Genomic DNA, 21,710 nt, shown 5'->3' on the forward strand with positions numbered 1-21,710 from the left:
CGTCAGTGGCGGGCGACCACGTCCCGGGTCTGCCGGGCGATCTCCCGTTCCTCGTCGGTACGGATGACACAGACGCTCACCTCGGCACCGTCGGGTGAGATCACCCGGTCGCCCGTGCCGTCGTTGCGGGCCTCGTCGACGGCGATGCCGAGCCGGTCCAGGCCGGCCAGCGCGGCTGCCCGGACGGGCGCGGCGTGCTCGCCCACCCCGGCGGTGAAGGCGATCGCGTCGACGCGGCCGAGCAGCGCGTAGTACGCCCCGACGTACTCGGTGATCCGCCGGCAGTACACGTCGAAGGCCAGCTCCGCCGCCCGGTCCCCGGCCGCCCGACGGCTGAGCACCTCGCGCATGTCGTTGGCGCCGGTCAGCCCGAGCAGGCCGCTGCGGTGGTTGAGCAGGTCGTCGATCTCGTCGACCGACAGGCCGCCCTCCCGGCGCAGGTGGAAGATCACCGTGGGGTCGAGGTCGCCGCTGCGGGTGCCCATCACCAGCCCCTGCAACGGGGACATGCCCATCGAGGTGGCGACGCTGCGACCGTTCGCCACCGCGCAGGCGCTGGCACCGTTGCCCAGGTGCAGGGTGATCGTGTTGAGCTGCTCGTACGGGCGGCCGAGCAGTTCGGCGGTGCGACGGGACACGTACGCGTGCGAGGTGCCGTGGAAGCCGTACCGGCGGATGTCGTACCGCTCGGCGACGTCCCTGTCGATCGCGTACGTCGCGGCGGCCTCCGGCAGGGTGTGGTGGAACGCGGTGTCGAAGACGGCGACCTGGGGGACGTCGGGCAGCGCCGCGCGGGCCACCTCGATGCCGGCCAGGTTGGCCGGGTTGTGCAGCGGGGCGAGCGGCACCAGGTCCTTGATCGCGGCCAGGACCGCGTCGTCGACGAGCACCGGTGCGCTGAACGTCCGGCCACCGTGCACCACCCGGTGCCCGACCGCGGTCAGCCCGCTCAGGTCGAGCCCGTCCAGGATCTGCCGGACCGCGCTGGTGTGGTCCGCCGGACCACCACCGGGCTCACCGACCCGCTCGACGGTGCCGTGGTCGAGCACCCGGTCCCCGTCGTAGTGACGCCACTTCACCGACGACGACCCGCAGTTGAGCACCAGCACCCGACTCATGAGGCCTCCTCGGTGGCCGCCTGGATGGCGGTGATCGCCACCGTGTTGACGATGTCCGGCACTGTCGCGCCGCGGGACAGGTCGTTGACCGGCCGGCGCAGACCCTGCATGACCGGGCCGACGGCGACCGCCCCGGCGGAGCGCTGCACCGCCTTGTACGTGTTGTTGCCCGTGTTCAGGTCCGGGAAGATGAAGACCGTGGCCTGGCCGGCGACCGGGCTGCCCGGCAACTTCGTCGCCGCCACCGCGGGGTCGATCGCCGCGTCGTACTGGATCGGCCCCTCCACCAGCAGGTCGGGCCGGCGCTCCCGGACCAGGGCGGTGGCCGCGGCGACCTTCTCCACGTCCTCGCCCGCGCCGGAGCTGCCGGTGGAGTACGACAGCATGGCCACCCGGGGTTCGATGCCGAACCGGGCGGCGGTGTCAGCCGACGAGATCGCGATGTCGGCGAGCTGCGCGGCGTCCGGGTCGCGGTTGACCGCGCAGTCGCCGTAGACCAGCACCCGGTCGGCGAGCAGCATGAAGAAGACGCTGGAGGCCACCGAGACCTCCGGCACGGTACGGATGATCTCGAACGCCGGTCGGATGGTCGCGGCGGTGGTGTGCGTGGCGCCGGAGACCATGCCGTCGGCCCGTCCGGTCGACACCATGAGGGTGCCGAAGTAGTTGGGTTGGGCCACGATGTCGTGCGCCAGTTCGGCGGTGATGCCCCGGTGGGCGCGCAGCCGCGCGTACTCGGTGGCGAAGTCGTCCCGCCACCCACTGGTGACCGGGTCGACCACGTTCGCGTCGCCGAGGTCGATGCCCAGTTCGCGGGTTCGCCGGGCGATGTCGTCCGGGCGGCCCAGCAGCGTCAGCTCGGCCACCCCGCGGCGCAGCAGGATCTCCGCCGCGCGCAGGATCCGCTCGTCCGTGCCCTCCGGCAGCACGAGGTGCCGGGGCTTCGAGCGGGCCCGGTCGATCAGCTCGTTCTCGAACATCAGCGGGGTGACCCGGGTCGACCGGCTGACCCGCAGCCGGCGAGCCAGGTCGTCAGTGTCCACGCAGCGCTCGAACGCGCCGAGCGCCGCCTCCACCTTGCGCGGGTTGGCCGTGCTGGGCCGACCCTCGATCCGACTGGACGCGGCCACCGTGTCGTAGCTGTCGCTGGGCACCGACAGCACCGCCAGCCCGGTGTTCAGCCCCTGCACCAACCGCATGACCCGGGGGTCCGGCTGTTCGCCGAGCGTGAGCACCAGCCCGGCCACCGACACCTGACCGGCCACGTGCGCGGCGCTCGCGGCCACGAGCAGGTCGGCCCGGTCCCCGGGGGTGATCACCAGGGCGCCTTCGGTGAGGTGGTCCAGCAGGGTCGGCACGTGCGCCGCGCCGACCACGAAGTCCAGCACGTCCCGGCTGAGCGCGGCGTCGTCCCCGGCCAGCAGGGTGGCGCCGAGCGCCGCCGCCACCTCGGCCACCGTCGGCGCCGACACGCTCGGCACCTCCGGGATGGCGTACGCGGGGACCGGCAGGTCGGGCAACGTCATCGGCTCGGACACCCGGTTGGCGATCACCGCGAGCACTGTCGCGCCCAGGTCGGCCAGATCGTGGTACGCCCCACGCACCGCCGCCGCGACGGCCGCCGGCTCCTGCTCGTAGCCGTCCACCACCGGCACCACCACACTGCCGAACTCGGTGGCCAGCCGGGCGTTGAAGGCCAGCTCGCGGGGGTGCGCCGGGTCGCCCGGCTCGTCGAAGTCGCTGCCCACCACGACCACGGCCGGGCACTGCCGCTCCACCGCCCGGTACCGCTCGACGACTGTGGAGATCAGTTGCTCACGCCTGCCGTCGGCGACGAGCGCCGCAGCCTGGGCGTAGGTCGCCCCGGCCAGCTCGGCGAGCGGAAGCTCGACCCGGTAACGCTCGCTGAGCAGGGCGAGGATCGGGTCCGGCCCGGTGTCGGCGACCAGCGGGCGGAACACGCCGATCCGCCCCACCTGGCGGGACAGCAACTCCGCCAACCCGAGAGCGACAGTCGACTTGCCCCCGCCCGAACCGACGCTTGTCAGGTACACACTGCGAGCCACACGCCAACCCTAGAAGGTCGTGCGTGTGACAAGTCTGGTGGGCGGAGAAGGGGACCCCCGGATTGTGCGTGTCGTCGGCCGGTCGACGAGGTGTTCAGGTCCTCCTTTGCTCTGCTGCCCTCCGCGCACCACCCGGTGCCCGGATATCGGACGGTCGGCGTCGCCTCCGTGGGTGCAGAGCAAAGGAGGCGATACCTGGGTGTCGACCCGTCGCCGGCAGCGTCAGGACCGTCCTGGCCGAGTGGTCACGAGGTGCCGGGTGGGGGGTCAGGCGTCTTCGTCGTCGGGGTCGTCCAGGCGGGCCAGGTAGGTGGCGAGGCGTTCGATGGGGGTTTCGAAGTCGGGGTTGAGGTCGACGAAGTCGCGTAGGCGTTCACCCAGCCACTCCAGGGTCACCTGCTCGTCGCCCCGGCGCTCGACAAGTTCCTCGATGCCACGGTCGGTGAAGTACATCGGGTACGTCCTCCTGCTCGGCCCGGCGCGGGCCGGGCGGGTGGGTCGGTGGGGTCGTGGACCGACGCGAGCCGGGGCAGGACCGTGGTGAACGGCCCTGCCCCGGCTCGCGTGGCGCGGTCAGGTCACGGGCGGGGGAGAGCTGCCTCGATCAGCGCGTTCTGCTCGACCTCGTGGGTCTTGGCCGAGCCGACCGCCGGGGCGGCCGCGGCCGGGCGGGAGATCCGCCGCAGCCGGACGTCCGTGAGGTGCTCCAGCAGGTTGAGCGCGACGAACGACCAGGCACCCTGGTTGGCCGGCTCCTCCTGCACCCAGGCGAAGTCCTCCGCGTTCGGGAACTGCGCGAGGGCGGCCCGGATCTCCTCCACCGGCAGCGGGTACAACTGCTCGATCCGGAGGATCGCGGTGTCGGTGACGCCGCGCTCCTGCCGGGCCTGGAACAGGTCGTAGTAGACCTTGCCGGAGCAGAGCAGCACCCGCTTCACCGCCTCCGGAGCCGGGGCTGCCGTGTCGCGCAGCACCGGCTGGAAGGTGCCGGTGGTGAAGTCCTCCACCGAGGAGACGCAGAGCTTGTGCCGCAGCAGCGACTTCGGCGTGAACACCACGAGCGGCTTGCGCTTGGGCGACAGGGCCTGGCGGCGCAGCAGGTGGAAGTAGTTCGCCGGGGTGGTCGGGATGGACACCCGCATGTTGTCCTCGGCGCACATCTGCAGGAACCGCTCGGGCCGGCCGGACGTGTGGTCCGGGCCCTGGCCCTCGTGGCCGTGCGGCAGCAGCAGGGTGACGGCGGAGCGCTGGCCCCACTTCACCTCGCCGGACGAGATGAACTCGTCGATCACCGACTGGGCGCCGTTGACGAAGTCACCGAACTGGGCCTCCCAGGCGACCAGCGCGTTGATGTTCTCCACCGAGTAGCCGTACTCGAAGCCCATCGCCGCGTACTCGCTGAGCAGCGAGTCGTGCACGAAGAACCGGGAGCGCTCGCCGTCGCCGGTGAGCGACTTCAGCGGCAGGTAGTCGTCGCCGGTGCGGGAGTCGACCACCGAGGCGTGCCGCTGGACGAACGTGCCGCGACGCGAATCCTGCCCGGCCAGCCGGACGGTCACCCCGTCGTGCAGCAGCGCCCCGAGCGCGATGATCTCGCCGAAGCCCCAGTCGATGTTGCCCTCGACGGACATCTTGGCCCGCCGGTCCAGCAGTTGCTGGATCCGCTTGTGCGGGGTGAAGCCCTCCGGGAGGTTGATGTGCGCCTCGCCGATCGCCTTCACCACTGACGCGTCGGTGGCGGTGTCGACCTGCGGCTCCGGCTCCTCCTCCCGGCGCGGCCGGTTGAGCTGCCGGGGTGCCGAGGCGGCGTCCCGGGTGGCCTTGAAGACCTTCTCCAGTTGCGCCTGGTAGTCGCGCAGCAGCTCTTCCGCGTCCTCCACGGTGATGTCGCCGCGACCGATCAGCTCCTCGGTGTAGAGCTTGCGCACCGAGCGCTTCGAGTCAATGATCTTGTACATCTGGGGGTTGGACATCGACGGGTCGTCGCCCTCGTTGTGCCCGCGCCGGCGGTAGCAGACCATGTCGATCACGACGTCCTTGTTGAACGTCTGCCGGTATTCGAAGGCCAGCCGCGCCACCCGGACCACAGCCTCCGGGTCGTCGCCGTTCACGTGGAAGATCGGCGCCTGGATCATCCGGGCCACGTCGGTGCTGTAGAGGCTGGACCGGCTGTATTCCGGGGCGGTGGTGAAGCCGACCTGGTTGTTGACCACCACGTGCACGGTGCCGCCGGTGCGGTAGCCGCGCAACTGCGACAGGTTGAGCGTCTCGGCGACCACGCCCTGCCCGGCGAACGCGGCGTCACCGTGCACCGCCAGCGGCAGCACGGTGTAGCCCTCAAGCTTGAGGTCGATCCGGTCCTGCTTGGCCCGGACGATGCCTTCCAGCACCGGGTCGACGGCCTCCAGGTGCGACGGGTTGGCGACCACCGACACCTTGACCGAGTGCGCGCCGTCCGGGGTGGTGAACTTGCCGTTCTGGCCCAGGTGGTACTTCACGTCGCCGGAGCCCTGCGTCGAGCGCGGGTCCAGGTGACCCTCGAACTCCGAGAAGATCTTCTCGTACGGCTTGCCGACGATGTTGGCGAGCACGTTGAGCCGACCCCGGTGCGCCATGCCGATGACGACCTCGTCCAGCCCGCCCTCGGCGGAGGATTCCAGCACCTCGCCGAGCAGCGGGATCAGCGACTCGCCGCCCTCCAACGAGAAGCGCTTCTGGCCCACGTACTTGGTCTGCAGGAAGGTCTCGAACGCCTCGGCGGCGTTGAGCCGGTTGAGCACGTGCTTCTGCTCGTCGGCGGACGGCTTCTCGTACTTGCGCTCGATCCGTTCCTGGATCCAGCGCCGCTCCTCCGGGTCCTGGATGTGCATGTACTCGATGCCGACGCGGCGGCAGTACGAGTCGCGCAGCACGCCGAGGATCGAGCGCAGCTTCATCCGCTGCCGGCCGGCGAAGCCGTTGACCGGGAACTCGCGGTCCAGGTCCCACAGGGTGAGCCCGTGCTGGAGGACGTCCAGGTCGGGGTGCTTGCGGATCTTGAATTCCAGCGGGTCGGTGTCGGCCATCAGGTGACCGCGCACCCGGTACGCGTGGATCAGCTCGTGCACCCGGGCGGTCTTGTTGATCTGGCCCTCGGAGTTGACCGCGACGTCGCGCATCCAGCGCACCGGCTCGTACGGGATGCGCAGCGAGGTGAAGATCTCGTCGTAGAAGGCGTGCTCGCCGAGGATCAGCTCGTGCATCACCTTGAGGAACTCGCCGGACTGCGCGCCCTGGATGATCCGGTGGTCGTACGTGCTGGTCAGCGTGATGATCTTGCTGACGGCCAGCTCGGCCAGGGTGGCCTCGGACATCCCCTGGTAGGGGGCCGGGTACTCCATCGCGCCCACGCCGATGATCGCGCTCTGCCCCTGCATCAGGCGCGGCATCGAGTGCACGGTGCCGATGCCGCCCGGGTTGGTGAGCGAGATCGTGGTGCCGGAGTAGTCGTCCATGGTCAGCTCGTTGCGCCGCGCCCGCCGGACCACGTCCTCGTACGCCTGCCAGAACTGCCGGAAGTCCATCTGCTCGCAGCCCTTGATGGAGGGGACCACCAGGTTGCGGCTGCCGTCCGGCTTGGCCAGGTCGATGGCGATGCCGAGGTTGACGTGCGCCGGGCGGACCATCGCCGGCTTGCCGTTGGCCTCGGCGAAGGAGTTGTTCATCTCGGGGTGCTGGACAAGCGCCCGGACCAGCGCGTAGCCGACCAGGTGGGTGAAGCTGACCTTGCCACCGCGCCCTCGGGCGAGGTGGTTGTTGATCACGATGCGGTTGTCGACGAGCAGCTTGGCCGGGACCGCGCGCACGCTCGTCGCGGTGGGCACGCTCAGCGAGGCGTCCATGTTCTGGACGATCTTCGCGGCGACGCCACGCAACGGGGTGGTCTGCGGGCCGTCGGCGGTGGGGGCGGCGGCCTTGGCGGCCGGCTTGGCCGGTGCGGCCTTCTCCGCGGTGGCCTTCGCCGGAGCGGCCTTGGCCGGTGCCGACGGCGCGGCGGCCGGCTTGCTGGCGGCGGCCGGCTTGCTGGCGGCGGCCGGCTTGCTGGTGGCGGCCGGCTGCGCGGTGGCGCTCGGCTGGCTGACCGCTGCGGCGGCCTCCGGCTGCCCGTCCGGCTCCGGCGCGGCGGGCGGCTTCTCCGCCGCCTCAGCCGTGCGCGGTGTGGCCGCTCCGGGCGCCGGTCGGTAGTCGGCGAAGAAGTCGTGCCAGGCCGAATCGACACTCGTTGGGTCGGCGAGGTACCGCTGGTACATCTCCTCGACGATCCACTCATTCGGGCCGAAACCCGCCAGTGGGTTCTCCTGCGAAGTCTGCTGGGTCGACACGGCCGGTAATCGCCTCTTTCACGCGGGTTGTGTGGCACGCGGTGTGTCCCTCGTGCCCGATTAGGAGCACGGACTGGACGGCTCCCAGGCTACGCCGTACCGATCCCGCAGGCATTTCAGCCTCGGTCCCGTGGCCGGTTTCACAGAAGGTGCCAGAAGTTCGGCACTGCCTGCGCGCACCGTGTCGAACTGGTAACACCCGGCCGGTGGCACCGACCCCGGAGCGGCTGGTCTGTCGTCGCCGCCCCGGGGTCGCAGACGCCGTCAGGCGATGTCGCGCCGCCGAGTGATCAGGACTCCGACGACCCCGCTGACCAGCGCGTAGCCGATGAGCACCAGGGCGCCGACCCACCAGGCCGGCACCATCTCCGACCGGCCTTCGGTGATCATGACCTGGGACGCCACCGCGGGCCAGACCACCTGCCACTTGAGCACCGCCTCGCTGTCGAGCACGTTCGACAGGAGCAGGAACAGCAGACCCACCACCTGCGTACCGACCAGGTAGAGCACCGCTGCCGTGATCACCGCGCCCAGCTGGTTGGTGATCAACGTGCCGATGCCGACGCCGAGGATCGTCCAGATGGCGTACGCGAGCAGGTTGAACAGCAGCGCCCGCTGCACCGGCCACTCGCCAAGCTGGCTGCCGTAGTCGTTGAGGGACAGGAAGATCGTGCCGGCCGCCAGGTCGATGAGCGTGGTCACCAGCCAGAACATGAAACCGAGCAGGCTGGCGGCGATGAGCTTGCCGACGATGACCGAGGTCCGCCGCGGCGTCGTCAGGAACGTCGTGGTCGCGGTCTGGTGGAAGAACTCGTTGGTGACCATCAGGATGCCGATGAGCATCACGAACATCAGCCCGAGGTACTGGCCCGAGGTGTAGATGTTCGCCGCCTGCGCTGCCGGTGTCGACTGCTCCGGGCTGGCGCCGAACTCGCCGCCGTCGCCGCCGAGGACGGTGACGGCGTACCAGGCGTTGAACGCGAAGGCCAGGGCGATCGACAGGAACGCGCCGAGGGCCAGCCACCACCAGGTGCTGGTGGTGCGGATCTTGAGCAGTTCGGCTCGGACCAGGTTCATCGGATGCCCGCCTTTCCGGCCGTCAGCTCCAGGAAGACCCGTTCCAGGTCGGGTCGTTCGGTGGTCAGTTCGTGCAGCTCGACGCCGGCGGCCAGGGCGGCCCGGCCGATCGTCGGGGCGTCCACCCCGGCGACCAGCAGCACCCCGTGCTCGTCGGTGTCGACGGTCGCCGACTGCGCCTTCAGCGCCGCGGTCAGCGCCTCGGCCTGCGGAGTGCGGACCCGGACCCGGGCGCTCTGCGCCATCGAGCCGAGGACCTGGTCGACCGGACCCTGCCGGACCAGTTGCCCGGCCGCGATGATCACCACGTCGTCGGCGAGCAGCTGCATCTCCGACAGCAGGTGGCTGGAGACCAGCACGGTGCGGCCTTCGTGGGCGAGGTTCTTGAGGAAGCCACGCATCCACCGGATGCCCTCCGGGTCGAGCCCGTTGGCGGGCTCGTCCAGGATCAGCACCCGGGGGTCGCCGAGCATCGCGGCGGCGATGCCCAGCCGCTGCTTCATGCCCAGGGAGTAGCCCTTGAACTTGCGCTTCGCCGCCGGGGTCAACCCGACCAGGGCGAGTGCCTCGTCGGCCCGCTGCCGGGGCAGCCCGGCCGCCGCGCAGATGACCCGCAGGTGGTTGATGCCGGTGCGACCCTTGTGCGCGCTGGAGGCTTCCAGCACCGCGCCGACGTGCCGCAGCGGGTCGGTGAGGTCGGTGTACCGGTGACCGCTGATGGTGGCCGTCCCGGCGGTCGGCGTGACCAGGTTCAGCAGCATGCGCAGCGTGGTGGTCTTGCCAGCGCCGTTCGGGCCGAGGAAGCCGGTGACCCGCCCCGGCGCCACCGTGAAGGACAGGTCGTTCACCGCCCGTACGTTCTTGTACTGCTTTGTCAGACCGGACACCACGATCTGACCGTCGCTGGTGGGGCTTCGCTGCCCGTCAGTCATCGTTCTCCTCCCGTGTGCGGCGTCGAGGTACGCCGTGGCACAGCGTGACGGCCCGGGGCAACAAGGTCAATCAGGCGCGGTCCGTATGTTCGCCTCCGCCGCAGGGCGGAGACGCCTCCGCCCTGCGGACGACGGACCGGGGTTCAGCTGGCGATCCAGGTTGCCCGGGCCGCGCCCAGCAGCGCGCCGTCCGGTGCGTACAGGCTGGTGTGCACGAGCGCCTTGCGCCCATCGACGCCGACCAACGCCCCGGTCACCACGCAGTCGTCGCCCGGCTCGGGCAGCGCGGAGACCACGGCGGCGATCCGACCCAACAGGTACGGGCGGCCCGGCGCGAGCACCGTCCAACCGCCGGGGCAGTCCAACGCCGCCCAGATCGTGGCCGCGCCGACCCGCTCGGGCACCCGGAACGGCGCGGCGGTCCGCCCGTCCGGCAACCGGCCGGGGAAGATTCGCAGGCCGTCCGTCCGCTGCGGCCCGCAGACGTAGCAACCGGGGAACGGATGCTCGACCAGGCCGGGGTAGCGGGCCGCCGCGGCCACCGCGGTGTCCAGGTCGACCGGGGGTACGACGACGTCGACCACGCTGGTCGGGCGCACCTCGGCCACCAGTTCGCCGGCCGGGTCACGGACCTCGCCGTCGGTGAGGCTCAGCTCGGTGTCCAGTGGTGGCGGTCGGCGCAGCGTCACCTCGACCACGCTCGGGCCGCCCGCCTCGGCGGCGAACACTCCCGCGCTCCAGCCGCCGTTGCCAGAGCCGGGTGGCCCGTTGTAGCGGGACTCGATCCGCATCGTCGACCTCCGGTGGGGCTTGCCGGCGTCGTCGCCGGTTCGTCGCGCAGCCTCGCACGAGCACCGGTGGGACGCATCTGCCGGCCGGCGTTCATCCTGCCGACACCAGTGGTCCGAGTGAATGGCAACCCGAGCACTTACACAGATCCCATGGCCGTTCTGCATGCCGCTGGCGCACCCCTGAAGACCAGCGGATACACCCTGCTGATCGCCGACGACCCCATCCAGGTCGCGGCCGCGCAACGCCTGCGTCACGAGGTGTTCGCCACCGAGCTCGGCGCCACCCTCCTCCCCGGTGCGGCCGGGCTGGACGTGGATCCCTTCGACGCCCACTGCGACCACCTGATCGTCCGCGAGGACAGCACCGGCGAGGTGGTCGGCACGTACCGGCTGCTGCCGCCGGGCCGCACCGACCGGCGGTACGCCGAGGACGAGTTCGACCTCGGCGCGCTCGATCCGCTCCGCGACGATCTGGTCGAGGCGGGCCGGTCCTGCGTGCACCCGGACCACCGCTCCGGCGCGGTGATCAATCTGATGTGGGCGGGCATCGTCCGGTACCTGCACCTGCGGGGCTCCCGTTGGCTCGGCGGCTGCGCGTCCGTGCCGGTGGCCGACGGTGGGCGGACGGTCGCGGAGGTGTGGACGCAGGCCCAGGCCCGGCACCTGTCCCCGCCGCCGCTGCGGGTCCGCCCGCTGCGGCCCTGGTTCGCCGAGCCGGCCGCCGGAGCGGGGGTCGCCGCCGATCCGACCGGCCGCGTCGCGGTACCACCGCTGCTGCGTGGCTACCTTCGGCTGGGCGCGTGGATCTGCGGTGAGCCGTCGTACGACAGCGACTTCGGCTGCGCGGACTTCTACGTGCTCTTCTGCCTGGACCGGATGAACCCGCGTTACCTGCGGCACTTCCTGGGCGAGGCGCAGCGGTGAGCGCCGTGCCGCACGACCTGTGGCGGCCGTCGTCGGGTTGCGACGACGGCTGCCTGCCGCCGGCCGGCGAGGTGCCCACCGTGTCGGTGGCCCGTCGGGTGCTGCGGTTGGTCGCCGTGACCGGCATGCTGCTGGCCGGGGTCGCCCTGGTGGCGCTGCTGCCCGTGCTGCCGGTTCGGGAACGGCGGGCGGCGGTGCGGGGTTGGGCCCGGTGCACCGCGCGGGCCTTCGGCGTCCGGCTGGTGATCCGGGGTCGGCTGCCCCGGAGGCGGGCGCTGCTGGTCGCCAACCATGTCTCGTGGCTGGACATCCTCGCGGTGCTGGCCGTCGCGCCCACCCGGATGGTCGCGAAGCGGGAGATCAGGTCCTGGCCGGTGTTCGGCCTGCTGGCCGCGGCGGCGGGGACCGTCTTCGTGGACCGTGCCCGGCCGCGCGCGCTGCCGGCCATGGTCGGCCGGATCGCCGACACGCTGCGCGCCGGCCGGTCGGTGGCGGTCTTTCCGGAGGGGACGACCTGGTGTGCCCGCGCCGGTGCCGCCGACTGTCGCCCCGGCGGTGGTTTCCGGCCCGCGACGTTCCAGGCGGCCATCGACGCGGGCAGCCCGGTGGTGCCGCTGCGGCTCGCCTACCGCTGCGCCGCCACCGGTACGACCACCACTGTCGCCGCCTTCCTCGGTGCGGACACGTTGCTGCGATCGGTGCTCCGGGTGGTGACGGCGCGGGAGCTCGTGGTGTCGGTGACGATCGCCGCGGCGTTGCATCCGGACCGTGCCGCCGACCGGCGGTTGCTGGCTCGGGCCGCCGAGTCGGCCGTACACCTGGTGCCCGCGGCGGGGGCGGGGCCGGAGACCCGGCTGCACCCGCTGCCCACGGTGCCCCCGGGGTTGCCGGCGGTTCCCGTGCCGACGCCGGCCGTCGGAGGTGGGCTGGATCTGGCGGCCTGAGGCGGCGCACCCGGCCGCCGGTAGGAGACGGCACCTCACGACCTGTCTTGTGGTGTCGCGATGTATCGCGTTACTGTGCTCCCTGTCGGGCGCGTGTCTGCGCGCCGTCGAGAGGGGACGCCATGGCCGGATGGACTGTCGAGAGCCCGCAACGGCTCACCGTGGACGGGCCGGTCACCCGGCTGGACGTCCGCCTGGTCAGTGGGCGGCTCAACGTGGTCGCCGCCGACGGCCCGACCCGGATCGACGTCACCCAGGTCGGTCGCCGGCCGGTCCTGATCGACCATGCCGACGGCCGGCTCAGCATCCGGCAGGAACGCGGCCGGAGCTGGTCGGACGTCCTGCGGTGGTTCCGGATGTTCCACCGCTATCCGCGGGTGGACGTCTCCGTGGCCGTGCCCGCCGACGTCCTCGCCGACCTGGGCCTGGTCGCGGGCTCGCTCGTCGCCTCCGGCCTGCGCCGGCAGACCAGGGCTCACGTCACCTCCGGCCAGATCACCCTGATGGGGCTGCGGGGCAACACCACCGCGCACATCACCTCCGGCCCGGTCGAGGCGCTCGGCGTCCGCGGTGACCTCTCCCTGGAGACGGTCTCCGGCGAGGTGATCATCGCCGACAGCGCCGCCGAACGGGTGCGGGCGCGCACCGTCTCCGGTGCCATCACCTGTGACCTGGACAATCCTCGGCACAGCGAGATCCAACTGACCACGATCTCGGGCAGCATCACCGTCCGGGTCCGCGAGGACAGCGACCTCGCCGTCCAGCTCCAGACCGCCGCCGGCCGGATCACCAGCGGCTTCCCGCAGGTGCGTGCCTCGACGTTCCCGCAGTCCAACTGTGCGGGGGTGATCGGCGCCGGCAACGGTAAGCTCTGGGCTTCCGCGACCTCGGGGAGCATCGCCCTGCTCGCCCGAGCTGTCGACCACGATGGGGAGGAGCTGCCGTGACCGCCGTGTTCAGTCACGGGCGGCTCCGGCTCTACCTGCTCAAGCTGCTCGACGACGGTCCGAAGCACGGCTACGAGCTGATCCGCCTGTTGGAGGACCGCTTCCTCGGGCTCTACGCGCCCAGCGCCGGCACCATCTACCCCCGCCTGCAACGGCTCGAAGTCGAGGGTCTGGTCAGCCACACCGCTGCCGGCGGCCGCAAGACGTACGACATCACCGACGCCGGCCGCGCGGAGCTGCGCCAGCGGGCCGGCGAATTGGAAGCGCTCGAGGCGGACATCGCGGCCTCGGTGGCGGACCTCTCCACCCTGGCCGGTGAGATCCGCAGCGAGGTACGCGGCTCGGTTCGCGACCTCAAGCGGGAGCTGAGCGAGGCCACCCGGCAGACCCGGCGCACCCGGTGGGACGCGCCCGCGCCGCCGCCCCGACCGGCGTCGACCGCCGGGCCGCAGGCGGAGCTGCTCGACGAGCTCGACAAGCGGCTGCACGCGTTCAGCGCCGAGGTGGGCCGGTTGACGCGCGCCCGGCAGTTCAGCGACACCCAGTTGCGCACCGCGATCCGGCTGCTCGACGGCGCCCTGGACGGGCTGCGCCGCCTGCTGCGCTGACCGGCGTCGCCGCACGGCTGTGACTCACAGGTTTTTTCCAGGAAGCGTCCAGCGGCGGCGCAGTGATGTCACCGATGATGGGCGCATGCCCGCTACCCAGACCGAGGCGCGACTTCTCGTCGTCGAGGACGACCCCAACATCCTCGAACTGCTCTCCGCGAGCCTGCGCTTCGCGGGTTTCGACGTGGCCACCGCCACCAGCGGGAGCGCGGCGCTCAACGCTGCCAAGGACCACCGGCCCGACCTGGTGGTGCTCGACGTCATGCTGCCGGACCTGGACGGCTTCGAGGTCATCCGGATGCTGCGCGAGGGCGGCACGCGTACCCCGGTGGTCTTCCTGACCGCTCGGGACGCCACCGACGACAAGATCCGCGGGCTGACCCTGGGTGGTGACGACTACGTCACCAAGCCGTTCAGCCTGGAGGAGCTGACCGCCCGGATCCGGGCCGTGCTGCGCCGCACCACGACCGGCGGGCAGGCGCCCTCCCGGCTCACCTTCGCCGACCTGGAGTTGGACGAGGAGACCCACGAGGTGCACCGGGCCGGCCAGCGCGTGCAGCTCTCGCCCACCGAGTTCAAGCTGCTGCGCTACCTGATGCTCAACGCCAACCGGGTGCTGTCCAAGGCACAGATCCTCGACCACGTCTGGAACTACGACTTCCGTGGTGACGACAACATCGTCGAGTCCTACATCTCCTACCTGCGACGCAAGGTCGACACCACCCAACCCCGGTTGATCCACACGCTGCGTGGCGTCGGGTACGTGCTGCGCAAGCCGGCGGCGTGAACACGGTCCAGCAGGCGAAGGGGCGGCTGCGGGGCGTACCGCTGCGGGTCAAGCTGGTGACCGCGGTGCTGCTGCTCGTCGCCGCGGCCCTGCTGGTGATCAGTTCGCTGACCACTGTCTTCCTGCGCAGCTACCTGGTCGCCCAGGTCGACACCGAGTTGAGTGGCTCGGCCCGCAGCATCGACAAGGTCGTCACCGCCCAGCAGGGCAGTGTGGGATTTCCGACCGACTACCTGCTGGCGGTCATCGACCCGATAACCGGCCGGGAAGTGTTCTACGACAACAAGCGCTTCGTGCTGGACGACCTGCCACCGATCCCGTCGGACGCCGCCGGCTTCGAGAAGCTGGAGGGCAAACCCTTCACCGTCCGGGCGCGGGACAGCAAGGTGCGCTGGCGGATGCTCTACACCCAGCTGCCCAACGGTCAGCCCCTGGCCATCGGTCAGCACCTCACCGACGTCGACCTGGCGGTGAGGCGGCTGGTCTGGATCGACCTGCTGGTCGGTGGTGCCGTGCTGATCATGCTGGCCTCGGTGGGTGCGGCGATCGTCCGGACCAGCCTCAAACCGCTTGTGGAGATCGAACGAACGGCCGCCGCCATCGCCGGCGGCGACCTGAGCCGACGCGTGCCCGACCCGGAGGAGGGGCAGGCCGAGCCGACCTCCGAACTGGGCCGCCTCTCCCGCGCGCTGAACGCGATGCTCACCCAGATCGAGGCGGCGTTCACCGCCCGAGCCGCCTCGGAGATGTCGGCGCGGTCGGCGGAGAGCTCCGCCCGGGACGCCGCCTACGCCGCTCAGGCGTCCGAGGCGCGGGCCATCCGCTCCGAGGAGCGGATGCGGCGGTTCGTCGCGGACGCCTCGCACGAACTACGGACACCGCTGACCACCATCCGTGGCTTCGCCGAGCTGTACCGGCAGGGCGCGGCCCGGGAGCCCGAGCAGACCGCCGGCCTGCTGCGCCGCATCGAGGACGAGGCGGCCCGGATGGGGTTGCTGGTGGAGGACCTGCTGCTGCTCGCCCGGCTGGACCGGGAACGGCCACTCGCACTGACGCCGGTGGAGCTGCCGGTGCTCGCCTCCGACGCCGTGCAGGCCGCCCGGGTGATCGCCCCGGACCGCCGGATCGAGTTGGAGATCGAGCCCGGATCGGGTCCGCTCGTCGTCTCCGCCGACGACGCCCGGTTGCGTCAGGTGATCGGCAACCTGGTCACCAACGCGCTCACCCACACCCCGCCGGACGCCGAGATCCGGGTGCGGTTGCGGGCCGAACCGGGAGGCCGCGCCGTCATCGAGGTGGCCGACAGCGGTCCGGGCCTCTCGCCGGAGCAGGCGGAACGGGTCTTCGAGCGGTTCTACCGGGCCGACGCGGCACGGACGCGGCGGGCCGACGGCAACACCGGCACCGGCCTCGGTCTGGCGATCGTGGCGGCGCTGGTCGCGGCCCACCACGGCTCCGTCGAGGTGGCCGAGACACCCGGCGGCGGGGCCACCTTCCGGGTCCGGCTGCCGCTGCTGCCCCAGGTCGACGAGGTTGGCGAGTGACTTTCAGCCAACTTCCAGGACGGTTCCAGGTTGATTGCAGTGCCGAGGGAGAAGGTAGTGCCATGACCGAGTACGAGTCCGACCCGCAGCGCCGGCCGGCCCCCACCGACGCCGAGCCGTCGCACCCCACCGCCGAGCTGCCGCGCGACGAGCGCGCGCAGTCCGACTCCCCGACCACTCCCATCCAGGTCGTGTCGACCACCGGTGACGCGCAGGCCACCGGCGACACGCACACCACCGGTGACACGACGCAGGCCGCCGCCGTCACCGAGGCCGCACCCGCCGCCTACGGCGAGCAGCCGGCCAGCACGCCGCCGGCCACCGCGCAGCCGACCGGGTACGAGCCGCCGGCCGCCACCCCCTCCGCGCCGCCGTACCCGGTCTCCGGCTACCCGGCACCCGGCCAGTCGGCTTACCCCGCGCCCGGCCAGTCCGGCTACCCGCAGCCGAACGCCGGCCAGTACCCCGGCGCCCCCTGGTACGCGGGCCAGCAGTCCGGCTGGGCCGGCGGGGGGCAGCCGGGCGTGGCGTACCCGCAGCACCAGCAGCACGCCCAGCACCAGCAGCACGCCCAGCACCAGCAGCACGCCCAGCACCCCGGGCAGCACGCCCAGCACCCCGGGCAGCACCCGGGTCAGCCGGTCCCGCCGTGGGGTCCGCAGGTCGCGCCGCCCGGCAGCGGCCCCCGGCCGAGCCGGATCGCCAAGTTCGCCGGTGCCGGCGTCGCCGTGTTCGCGCTGATGCTCGGCTCCGGCGTGGCCGGTGGGGCGCTCGCCCTCGCTCTCGACGGCGACAGCGGCGGCGTAACCCGCACCTACACCGCGGCACCGGTGCTCAACAGCGCCGACCTGCCGAAGATCGCCGCGTCCGTGCAGGACAGCGTCGTCTCGATCACCACCGGCAGCGGCGAGGGTTCCGGGGTGGTGCTCACCGCCGACGGCTACGTGCTGACCAACAACCACGTGGTCGCCTCCGCCAGCGGAGACACCGTCCAGGTGGTCTTCGCCGACGGCACCAAGGCACCCGCGAAGATCATCGGCACCGACCCGAAGACCGACCTGGCCGTGGTCAAGGCCGACGGGGTCACCGACCTCAAGGCGGCCACGTTCGGCGACAGCGACGCCATGCAGGTCGGCGACCAGGTGCTCGCCCTGGGCAGCCCGCTCGGCCTGCAGGGTTCGGTGACCTCGGGCATCCTCAGCGCCCGGGACCGCACCATCCGGGCCGGCGAGGGCCAGCAGCAGGACCCGACCCAGCAGAGCGAGCCCGTCAGCTCGATCTCCGGTCTGCTCCAGACCGACGCGCCGATCAACCCGGGCAACTCCGGCGGCGCGCTCGTCAACACCCGGGGTGAGGTGATCGGCGTCAACACCGCCATCGCCACCTCGGGGCAGAGCACCGGCAACATCGGGGTCGGGTTCGCCATCCCCAGCAACAAGGCCAAGGACGTCGCCGGCAAGCTCCAGCGCGGCGAGAAGGTCAGCCACCCGTCGCTCGGGGTGGGCGTCAACCAGGCCGAGGGCGGTGGCGCGCTCGTGGCGTCGGTCGCACCGGGCAGCCCGGCCGAGAAGGCCGGCCTCCAGCGCGGCGACGTCGTCACCCGGTTCGGCGACAAGCCGGTCAACGACTCGGACGACCTGGTCGGCGCGGTGCAGGCCGGCAAGGTTGGCGACCGGGTCGAGGTGCAGTTCAAGCGGAACGGCGCCGAGAAGTCGGTGACCGTGACGCTCGCCGAGACGTCCTGACAGATATCTGAACAACCTGCTTCCTCCCTCCGGCGGCGGGTGGCGGGGCCGAGGGGGTCGGCTCCGTCACCCGCCGCGCTTTTCCGCCCCGGACGGCGGTTCACCCGATCGGGGTGAACCGCCGTCACCCGGTTACCCGGCAGGTTTCGGTGAGCGAGTCTCGGCGACCGAAACCGGGGGTGGGTGCCATGACCGGGGTGGTGGACGTCCGCGACGACCAGCGGATCCAACGCGACGTCCTGGCGGAGTTGGCCTGGGACGCCCAACTGCAACCGAACGAGATCGGCGTGACCGTCGACCAGGGCGTGGTCACCCTGACCGGGTACGTGGACGGTGCCGCCCGCGGTTGGGCCGCGACCCGGTGTGCCCAGCGGGTTCGCGGCGTACGGGCGGTGGCCGACGAGATCGAGGTGCGGCTGCCCGGCACTCCGGGGCGTACCGACGCCGAGATCGCCGTCGCCGCCTCCCGTGCCCTGGAGTGGGACAGCTTCGTGCCCGCCGAACGGCTCGACGTGACGGTGTCCAACGGCTGGCTGATGCTGCGCGGTGAGGTCGAGTTCGGTTGGCAGCGGCGGGCCGCCGAGGGGGAGGTGCGCCGGCTCGACGGCGTACGGGGGCTCACCAACCTGATCGAGGTGCGGCCGCAGACCCCGCCGGTCGCCGAGCGACTGCGCCAGGACGTCCAACGGGCGCTGGCCCGCACGATCGGTGCCGATCGGGTGACCGTCGAGGTGGACGGCGACACCCTGGTCCTCGCCGGGGTGGTCCGCTCCTGGTGGGAACGCGACCAGGTCGAGCGGGTCGCCTGGTGCGCGCCGGGAGTGCGCGTGGTGCACGACCAACTCCTGGTCGGCGGGTGAGCGTCCGCCTTGTCCGGTTTACCCGGGACGCCACCGGGAATCCGCCGCCGACCACGCCGGTCGGCGGTCACGCCGTACCGGGGATCAACGGGGGAGGACTCGTGGCCGTGAACCATCCGCCCGCGGGCCGCCCTCCGGAGCGGTCGCTGCGCATCGCGATGGTGGTTCCGCCCTGGTTGTCCGTGCCGCCACCCGGCTACGGCGGCCTTGAGCAGGTCGTCGCCGCCCTGGTGGACGCGTTGAGCAGCCACGGACACGCGGTGACCCTGTTCGGCGCCGGCAGCGACCACGGCACCGACGCCGACGGCTTCGTCTCGACCGTGTCCGAGGTCCAGTACGAACGGCTCGGCGAGTCACTGCCCGAGCTGGCCCACCTGGCCCGGGTGAACCGGCTGATCACGGCCGCCGACTTCGACGTGATCCACGACCACACCACGATCGGCCCGCTGTTCGCCGGCCGCCGGGCCGTACCGACGGTCGCGACAGTGCACGGCAACCCCGTGGGGGAGTACGGCGACGTGCTCAGCGAGATCGACTCGGGTGTCGCCCTGGTGGCGATCTCGCACGCCCAGCGCCGGCTGAACCCGACCCTGCCCTGGGCCGGCACTGTGCACAACGCGCTGGACATCCGCGGCTTCCCGCGCAAGACCGCGCCCGGTAAAGGGCCGGTGCTGTGGCTGGCCCGGTTCAGCCCGGACAAGGGCCCCGACGTCGCCATCCAGGCCTGCCGGGAGGCCGGGTTGCCCCTGCTGCTCGCCGGGAAGTGCAACGAGCCGGCCGAGCGCCGCTACTACGAGCAGGTCGTCGCCCCGCTGATCGACGAGGACGTGACGGTCGTGCTCAACGCCGACCGTGCGGCGACGCTGCGGATGCTCGTCGACGCCCGTTGCCTGATCATGCCGATCCAGTGGGACGAGCCGTTCGGCATGGTCATGTTGGAGGCGATGGCGACCGGGACACCTGTGGTCGCGCTCAACCGGGGTGCGGTGCCGGAGCTGGTCCGGCCCGGGGTGACCGGGCTGGCCTGTGCGCACGCGGCGGAGCTGCCCGCTGCCCTGCGCGCCGCGGAGCAGCTCGACCCGGAGGACTGCGTGGCGCACGTCGCGCGGAACTTCTCGGTCGAGCGGATGGCGTACGGCTATGCGGAGATCTACCGGCGTTTCGCCACCGGCGGTCACGACGTACGGGAATCGGCCCGGGTCTCGGTCCGCTGACCCGGCCCGCCGAGGCGTCGCCGTCGGTCAGACCCGGGCCATGCCCAGCTCGGCGATGGCGGCGTCGAGTTGCTCGGCGTACTCCGGACTGATGCCGCCCTCGCCGAGGCGGACCGCGACCTTCTCGCGCAGCCGGGCCACCGGTGGTGCCAGCTCGTCGCGGCCGGAGCTGACCGCGGCGGTCAGGTTGCGTAGCTCGTTGCGCAGGTCGAGGCCGACGTCGCTGCGGATCTCGCCGGCGTTCAGCCCTGCCGCGATCAGCTCGTCGACCCGGTTGGCGGCCTCCACGAGGGTGCCCGGATCCGAGGTGGGCGATGCGGTCCTCGGCCCGGCTGGCGGTGCCGTCGTCGGCTCCGGCGGGGTGGCGGCCGGCGTGGCGGTCGTCGGAGTCGTCACCGGGCCGGCCGAGGGCTGCGCCCGCCGGGTGGGCTGCCGATCGGGCAGCAGCGACACGCCGATCAGCGCCACCGCGACCGCCAGGACCACGGGTACCAGCAGCAGCGCCAGTCGCCGTCGCGACCACCGCGACCCTGCCGCAGTCCCGCCGTCGGCCGTCTCTCCGCCGGCCGTCTCGCCGGGCGTTGTGCCGAAGGCGGCCGTCTCGCCGGGCGTCGTTCCGAAGGCGGCCGTCTCGCCGGGCGTCGTTCCGAAGGCGGCCGTCCCGTCGGGCGTCGTTCCGAAGGCGGCCGTCCCGTCGGGCGTCGTTCCGAAGGCGGCCGTCCCGTCGGGCGTCGTTCCGAAGGCTGCCGTCCCGAGGGCTGCCGTCCCGAGGGCTGCCGTCCCGAGGGCTGCCGTCCCGGAGTCGGCCGGAACGGCTACGGGCTGCGGCGGCAGGGGCCGGGCGGGCACCTGGACGGTCGTGGGTGGCGGGTCGGCCGACACCGACTGGTCACGAAGCGTGTTGGCGACCTGTCGGGCGGTCGGCCGGTCCGCCGGGTTCCGGGCGAGGCTGCGCAGGCAGATCCGGGCCACCGCCGGGGGCAGCTCCGGCAGCTCGGCAAGCGTCGGCGCCGGACCGCTCGCCAGCGCGGCGCTGAGCTCCTCCCAGGTCTCCGCCGGATACGGGACCCGGCCGGTGAGTGCCTCGTGCAGCAGCACGCCGAGCGAGTACACGTCGGTGGATGGCTGGGCCGGTGCACCGTCGAGCCGTTCCGGGGCGACGTACGCCGGAGTTCCGAAGGTCCCGCCGTCCTCGTCCTCGTCGGGCGCGCCGATCCGGGTGGCGATGCCGAAGTCGAGGACCTTGACCCCCGAACCGGTCATCATCACGTTGGCCGGAGTGATGTCCCGGTGCACGATGCCGAGCCGGTGTGCGGCGGCCAGCGCGTCCGCGACCTGGGCGCCCACCTGGACCGCCTCGGCCCACGGCAACGGCCCCTCGGTGAGGCGCAGCTCCAATTCCTCGCCGCTGAGCAGCTCCATCACCACGAACGAGGTGATCGAGCCGTCCGGTGCGACAGTCTCGCCGTAGTCGTGCACCGAGGTCACGTGGGGGTGCACCAACTGGGCGGCAGCCCGAGCCTCCTCCCGGACCATGCCCCGGAATCGCGCGTCGGCGGCCAGCGACGGGGCGAGCACCTTGAGGGCGACCACCCGGTCCAGCACCTCGTCGTGGGCACGCCAGATCACGGACATGCCGCCAGCGCCGATCTGGTCGAGAAGTCGGTATCTGCGGGCCAGCAATCGGCCCGGATGCAGTGCTGCCTTCACCAATCGCACCTGCCTCAGGGGTGGGAGCGGTATCAGGTTGCGCGAATGCCTTCGGCCTGTCAACGCCGTCACCGGCTCCGGT

The 21,710-nt window shown here is 72.0% G+C and carries 17 protein-coding genes; 9 read left to right on the top strand and 8 right to left on the bottom strand.

From position 1 onward, the window contains the following. Positions 1-2: 2 nt before the first annotated feature. From AB0F61_RS09610 to AB0F61_RS09640, 7 genes are all read right to left on the bottom strand, one after another. Positions 3-1,118, bottom strand: a complete 1,116-nt coding sequence (locus AB0F61_RS09610) for an acetate kinase (RefSeq protein WP_357806201.1) — start codon at positions 1,116-1,118, stop codon at positions 3-5. Then, positions 1,115-3,184: a phosphate acetyltransferase gene (gene pta / locus AB0F61_RS09615; RefSeq protein WP_357806204.1), complete on the bottom strand. Its 2,070-nt coding sequence runs from the start codon at positions 3,182-3,184 to the stop codon at positions 1,115-1,117. Before pta ends, AB0F61_RS09610 begins: the two co-directional genes overlap by 4 nt. 267 nt (positions 3,185-3,451) lie before the next feature. After that, positions 3,452-3,637 carry a DUF6104 family protein gene (locus AB0F61_RS09620; RefSeq protein WP_007464679.1) on the bottom strand — a complete coding sequence of 62 codons (186 nt, stop codon included), beginning with the start codon at positions 3,635-3,637 and terminating at the stop codon, positions 3,452-3,454. A gap of 125 nt (positions 3,638-3,762) precedes the next feature. Next, on the bottom strand, positions 3,763-7,545 hold the full coding sequence (locus AB0F61_RS09625) for a multifunctional oxoglutarate decarboxylase/oxoglutarate dehydrogenase thiamine pyrophosphate-binding subunit/dihydrolipoyllysine-residue succinyltransferase subunit (RefSeq protein WP_357806207.1): 3,783 nt from the start codon (positions 7,543-7,545) through the stop codon (positions 3,763-3,765). A 264-nt stretch (positions 7,546-7,809) separates the two neighbouring features. Further along, complete coding sequence (locus AB0F61_RS09630; RefSeq protein ID WP_357806209.1) at positions 7,810-8,622, bottom strand: ABC transporter permease; 813 nt, start codon at positions 8,620-8,622, stop codon at positions 7,810-7,812. Beyond that, the gene (locus tag AB0F61_RS09635; RefSeq protein ID WP_357806211.1) at positions 8,619-9,554 is read right to left on the bottom strand and encodes an ABC transporter ATP-binding protein; all 936 of its coding nucleotides are present in this window, start codon (positions 9,552-9,554) and stop codon (positions 8,619-8,621) included. Before AB0F61_RS09635 ends, AB0F61_RS09630 begins: the two co-directional genes overlap by 4 nt. A gap of 143 nt (positions 9,555-9,697) precedes the next feature. Continuing rightward, on the bottom strand, positions 9,698-10,345 hold the full coding sequence (locus tag AB0F61_RS09640) for a hypothetical protein (protein WP_357806214.1): 648 nt from the start codon (positions 10,343-10,345) through the stop codon (positions 9,698-9,700). A gap of 150 nt (positions 10,346-10,495) precedes the next feature. Here AB0F61_RS09640 and AB0F61_RS09645 point away from each other — a divergent pair, with 150 nt between their 5' ends. The 9 genes from AB0F61_RS09645 (at position 10,496) to AB0F61_RS09685 (ending at position 19,918) form a co-directional block, all read left to right on the top strand. Next, positions 10,496-11,269, top strand: a complete 774-nt coding sequence (locus AB0F61_RS09645; protein ID WP_357806217.1) for a GNAT family N-acyltransferase — start codon at positions 10,496-10,498, stop codon at positions 11,267-11,269. Then, positions 11,266-12,213, top strand: coding sequence for a lysophospholipid acyltransferase family protein (locus tag AB0F61_RS09650; RefSeq protein WP_357806221.1), 948 nt, complete (start codon positions 11,266-11,268; stop codon positions 12,211-12,213). The genes AB0F61_RS09645 and AB0F61_RS09650 overlap by 4 nt, the downstream gene beginning before the upstream one ends. Positions 12,214-12,335: 122 nt before the next feature. After that, a complete protein-coding gene (locus tag AB0F61_RS09655; protein ID WP_357806223.1) occupies positions 12,336-13,160 on the top strand; it encodes a DUF4097 family beta strand repeat-containing protein in 825 nt (274 codons plus the stop codon). Then, the gene (locus AB0F61_RS09660; protein WP_357806225.1) at positions 13,157-13,768 is read left to right on the top strand and encodes a PadR family transcriptional regulator; all 612 of its coding nucleotides are present in this window, start codon (positions 13,157-13,159) and stop codon (positions 13,766-13,768) included. Before AB0F61_RS09655 ends, AB0F61_RS09660 begins: the two co-directional genes overlap by 4 nt. An 85-nt stretch (positions 13,769-13,853) precedes the next feature. Beyond that, positions 13,854-14,555, top strand: a complete 702-nt coding sequence (locus AB0F61_RS09665; protein ID WP_355033347.1) for a response regulator transcription factor — start codon at positions 13,854-13,856, stop codon at positions 14,553-14,555. Beyond that, complete coding sequence (locus tag AB0F61_RS09670) at positions 14,552-16,099, top strand: HAMP domain-containing sensor histidine kinase (RefSeq protein ID WP_357806229.1); 1,548 nt, start codon at positions 14,552-14,554, stop codon at positions 16,097-16,099. Before AB0F61_RS09665 ends, AB0F61_RS09670 begins: the two co-directional genes overlap by 4 nt. 62 nt (positions 16,100-16,161) lie before the next feature. Beyond that, positions 16,162-17,844: a trypsin-like peptidase domain-containing protein gene (locus AB0F61_RS09675; RefSeq protein WP_357806231.1), complete on the top strand. Its 1,683-nt coding sequence runs from the start codon at positions 16,162-16,164 to the stop codon at positions 17,842-17,844. A 188-nt stretch (positions 17,845-18,032) separates the two neighbouring features. Further along, on the top strand, positions 18,033-18,704 hold the full coding sequence (locus tag AB0F61_RS09680) for a BON domain-containing protein (RefSeq protein ID WP_357806235.1): 672 nt from the start codon (positions 18,033-18,035) through the stop codon (positions 18,702-18,704). Between the two features lie 158 nt (positions 18,705-18,862). Then, positions 18,863-19,918: a glycosyltransferase family 4 protein gene (locus AB0F61_RS09685; protein ID WP_357806545.1), complete on the top strand. Its 1,056-nt coding sequence runs from the start codon at positions 18,863-18,865 to the stop codon at positions 19,916-19,918. 27 nt (positions 19,919-19,945) lie between these two features. Here AB0F61_RS09685 and AB0F61_RS09690 read toward each other — a convergent pair whose 3' ends face one another. Continuing rightward, positions 19,946-21,628: a serine/threonine-protein kinase gene (locus AB0F61_RS09690; protein ID WP_357806238.1), complete on the bottom strand. Its 1,683-nt coding sequence runs from the start codon at positions 21,626-21,628 to the stop codon at positions 19,946-19,948. Positions 21,629-21,710 lie beyond the last annotated feature (82 nt).

This window comes from Micromonospora sp. NPDC023888, assembly GCF_040639415.1.
Classification (GTDB): Bacteria; Actinomycetota; Actinomycetes; order Mycobacteriales; family Micromonosporaceae; genus Micromonospora.

Excerpts from the sequence above, each read along its gene's own strand:
- AB0F61_RS09675 (WP_357806231.1), top strand. The coding sequence starts at position 16,162 with ATGACCGAGTACGAGTCCGACCCGCAGCGCCGGCCGGCCCCCACCGAC.
- AB0F61_RS09645 (WP_357806217.1), top strand. The coding sequence starts at position 10,496 with ATGGCCGTTCTGCATGCCGCTGGCGCACCCCTGAAGACCAGCGGATAC.
- AB0F61_RS09635 (WP_357806211.1), bottom strand. The coding sequence starts at position 9,554 with ATGACTGACGGGCAGCGAAGCCCCACCAGCGACGGTCAGATCGTGGTG.
- AB0F61_RS09610 (WP_357806201.1), bottom strand. The coding sequence starts at position 1,118 with ATGAGTCGGGTGCTGGTGCTCAACTGCGGGTCGTCGTCGGTGAAGTGG.
- AB0F61_RS09640 (WP_357806214.1), bottom strand. The coding sequence starts at position 10,345 with ATGCGGATCGAGTCCCGCTACAACGGGCCACCCGGCTCTGGCAACGGC.
- AB0F61_RS09620 (WP_007464679.1), bottom strand. The coding sequence starts at position 3,637 with ATGTACTTCACCGACCGTGGCATCGAGGAACTTGTCGAGCGCCGGGGC.
- AB0F61_RS09680 (WP_357806235.1), top strand. The coding sequence starts at position 18,033 with ATGACCGGGGTGGTGGACGTCCGCGACGACCAGCGGATCCAACGCGAC.
- AB0F61_RS09630 (WP_357806209.1), bottom strand. The coding sequence starts at position 8,622 with ATGAACCTGGTCCGAGCCGAACTGCTCAAGATCCGCACCACCAGCACC.
- AB0F61_RS09685 (WP_357806545.1), top strand. The coding sequence starts at position 18,863 with ATGGTGGTTCCGCCCTGGTTGTCCGTGCCGCCACCCGGCTACGGCGGC.
- AB0F61_RS09655 (WP_357806223.1), top strand. The coding sequence starts at position 12,336 with ATGGCCGGATGGACTGTCGAGAGCCCGCAACGGCTCACCGTGGACGGG.
- AB0F61_RS09665 (WP_355033347.1), top strand. The coding sequence starts at position 13,854 with ATGCCCGCTACCCAGACCGAGGCGCGACTTCTCGTCGTCGAGGACGAC.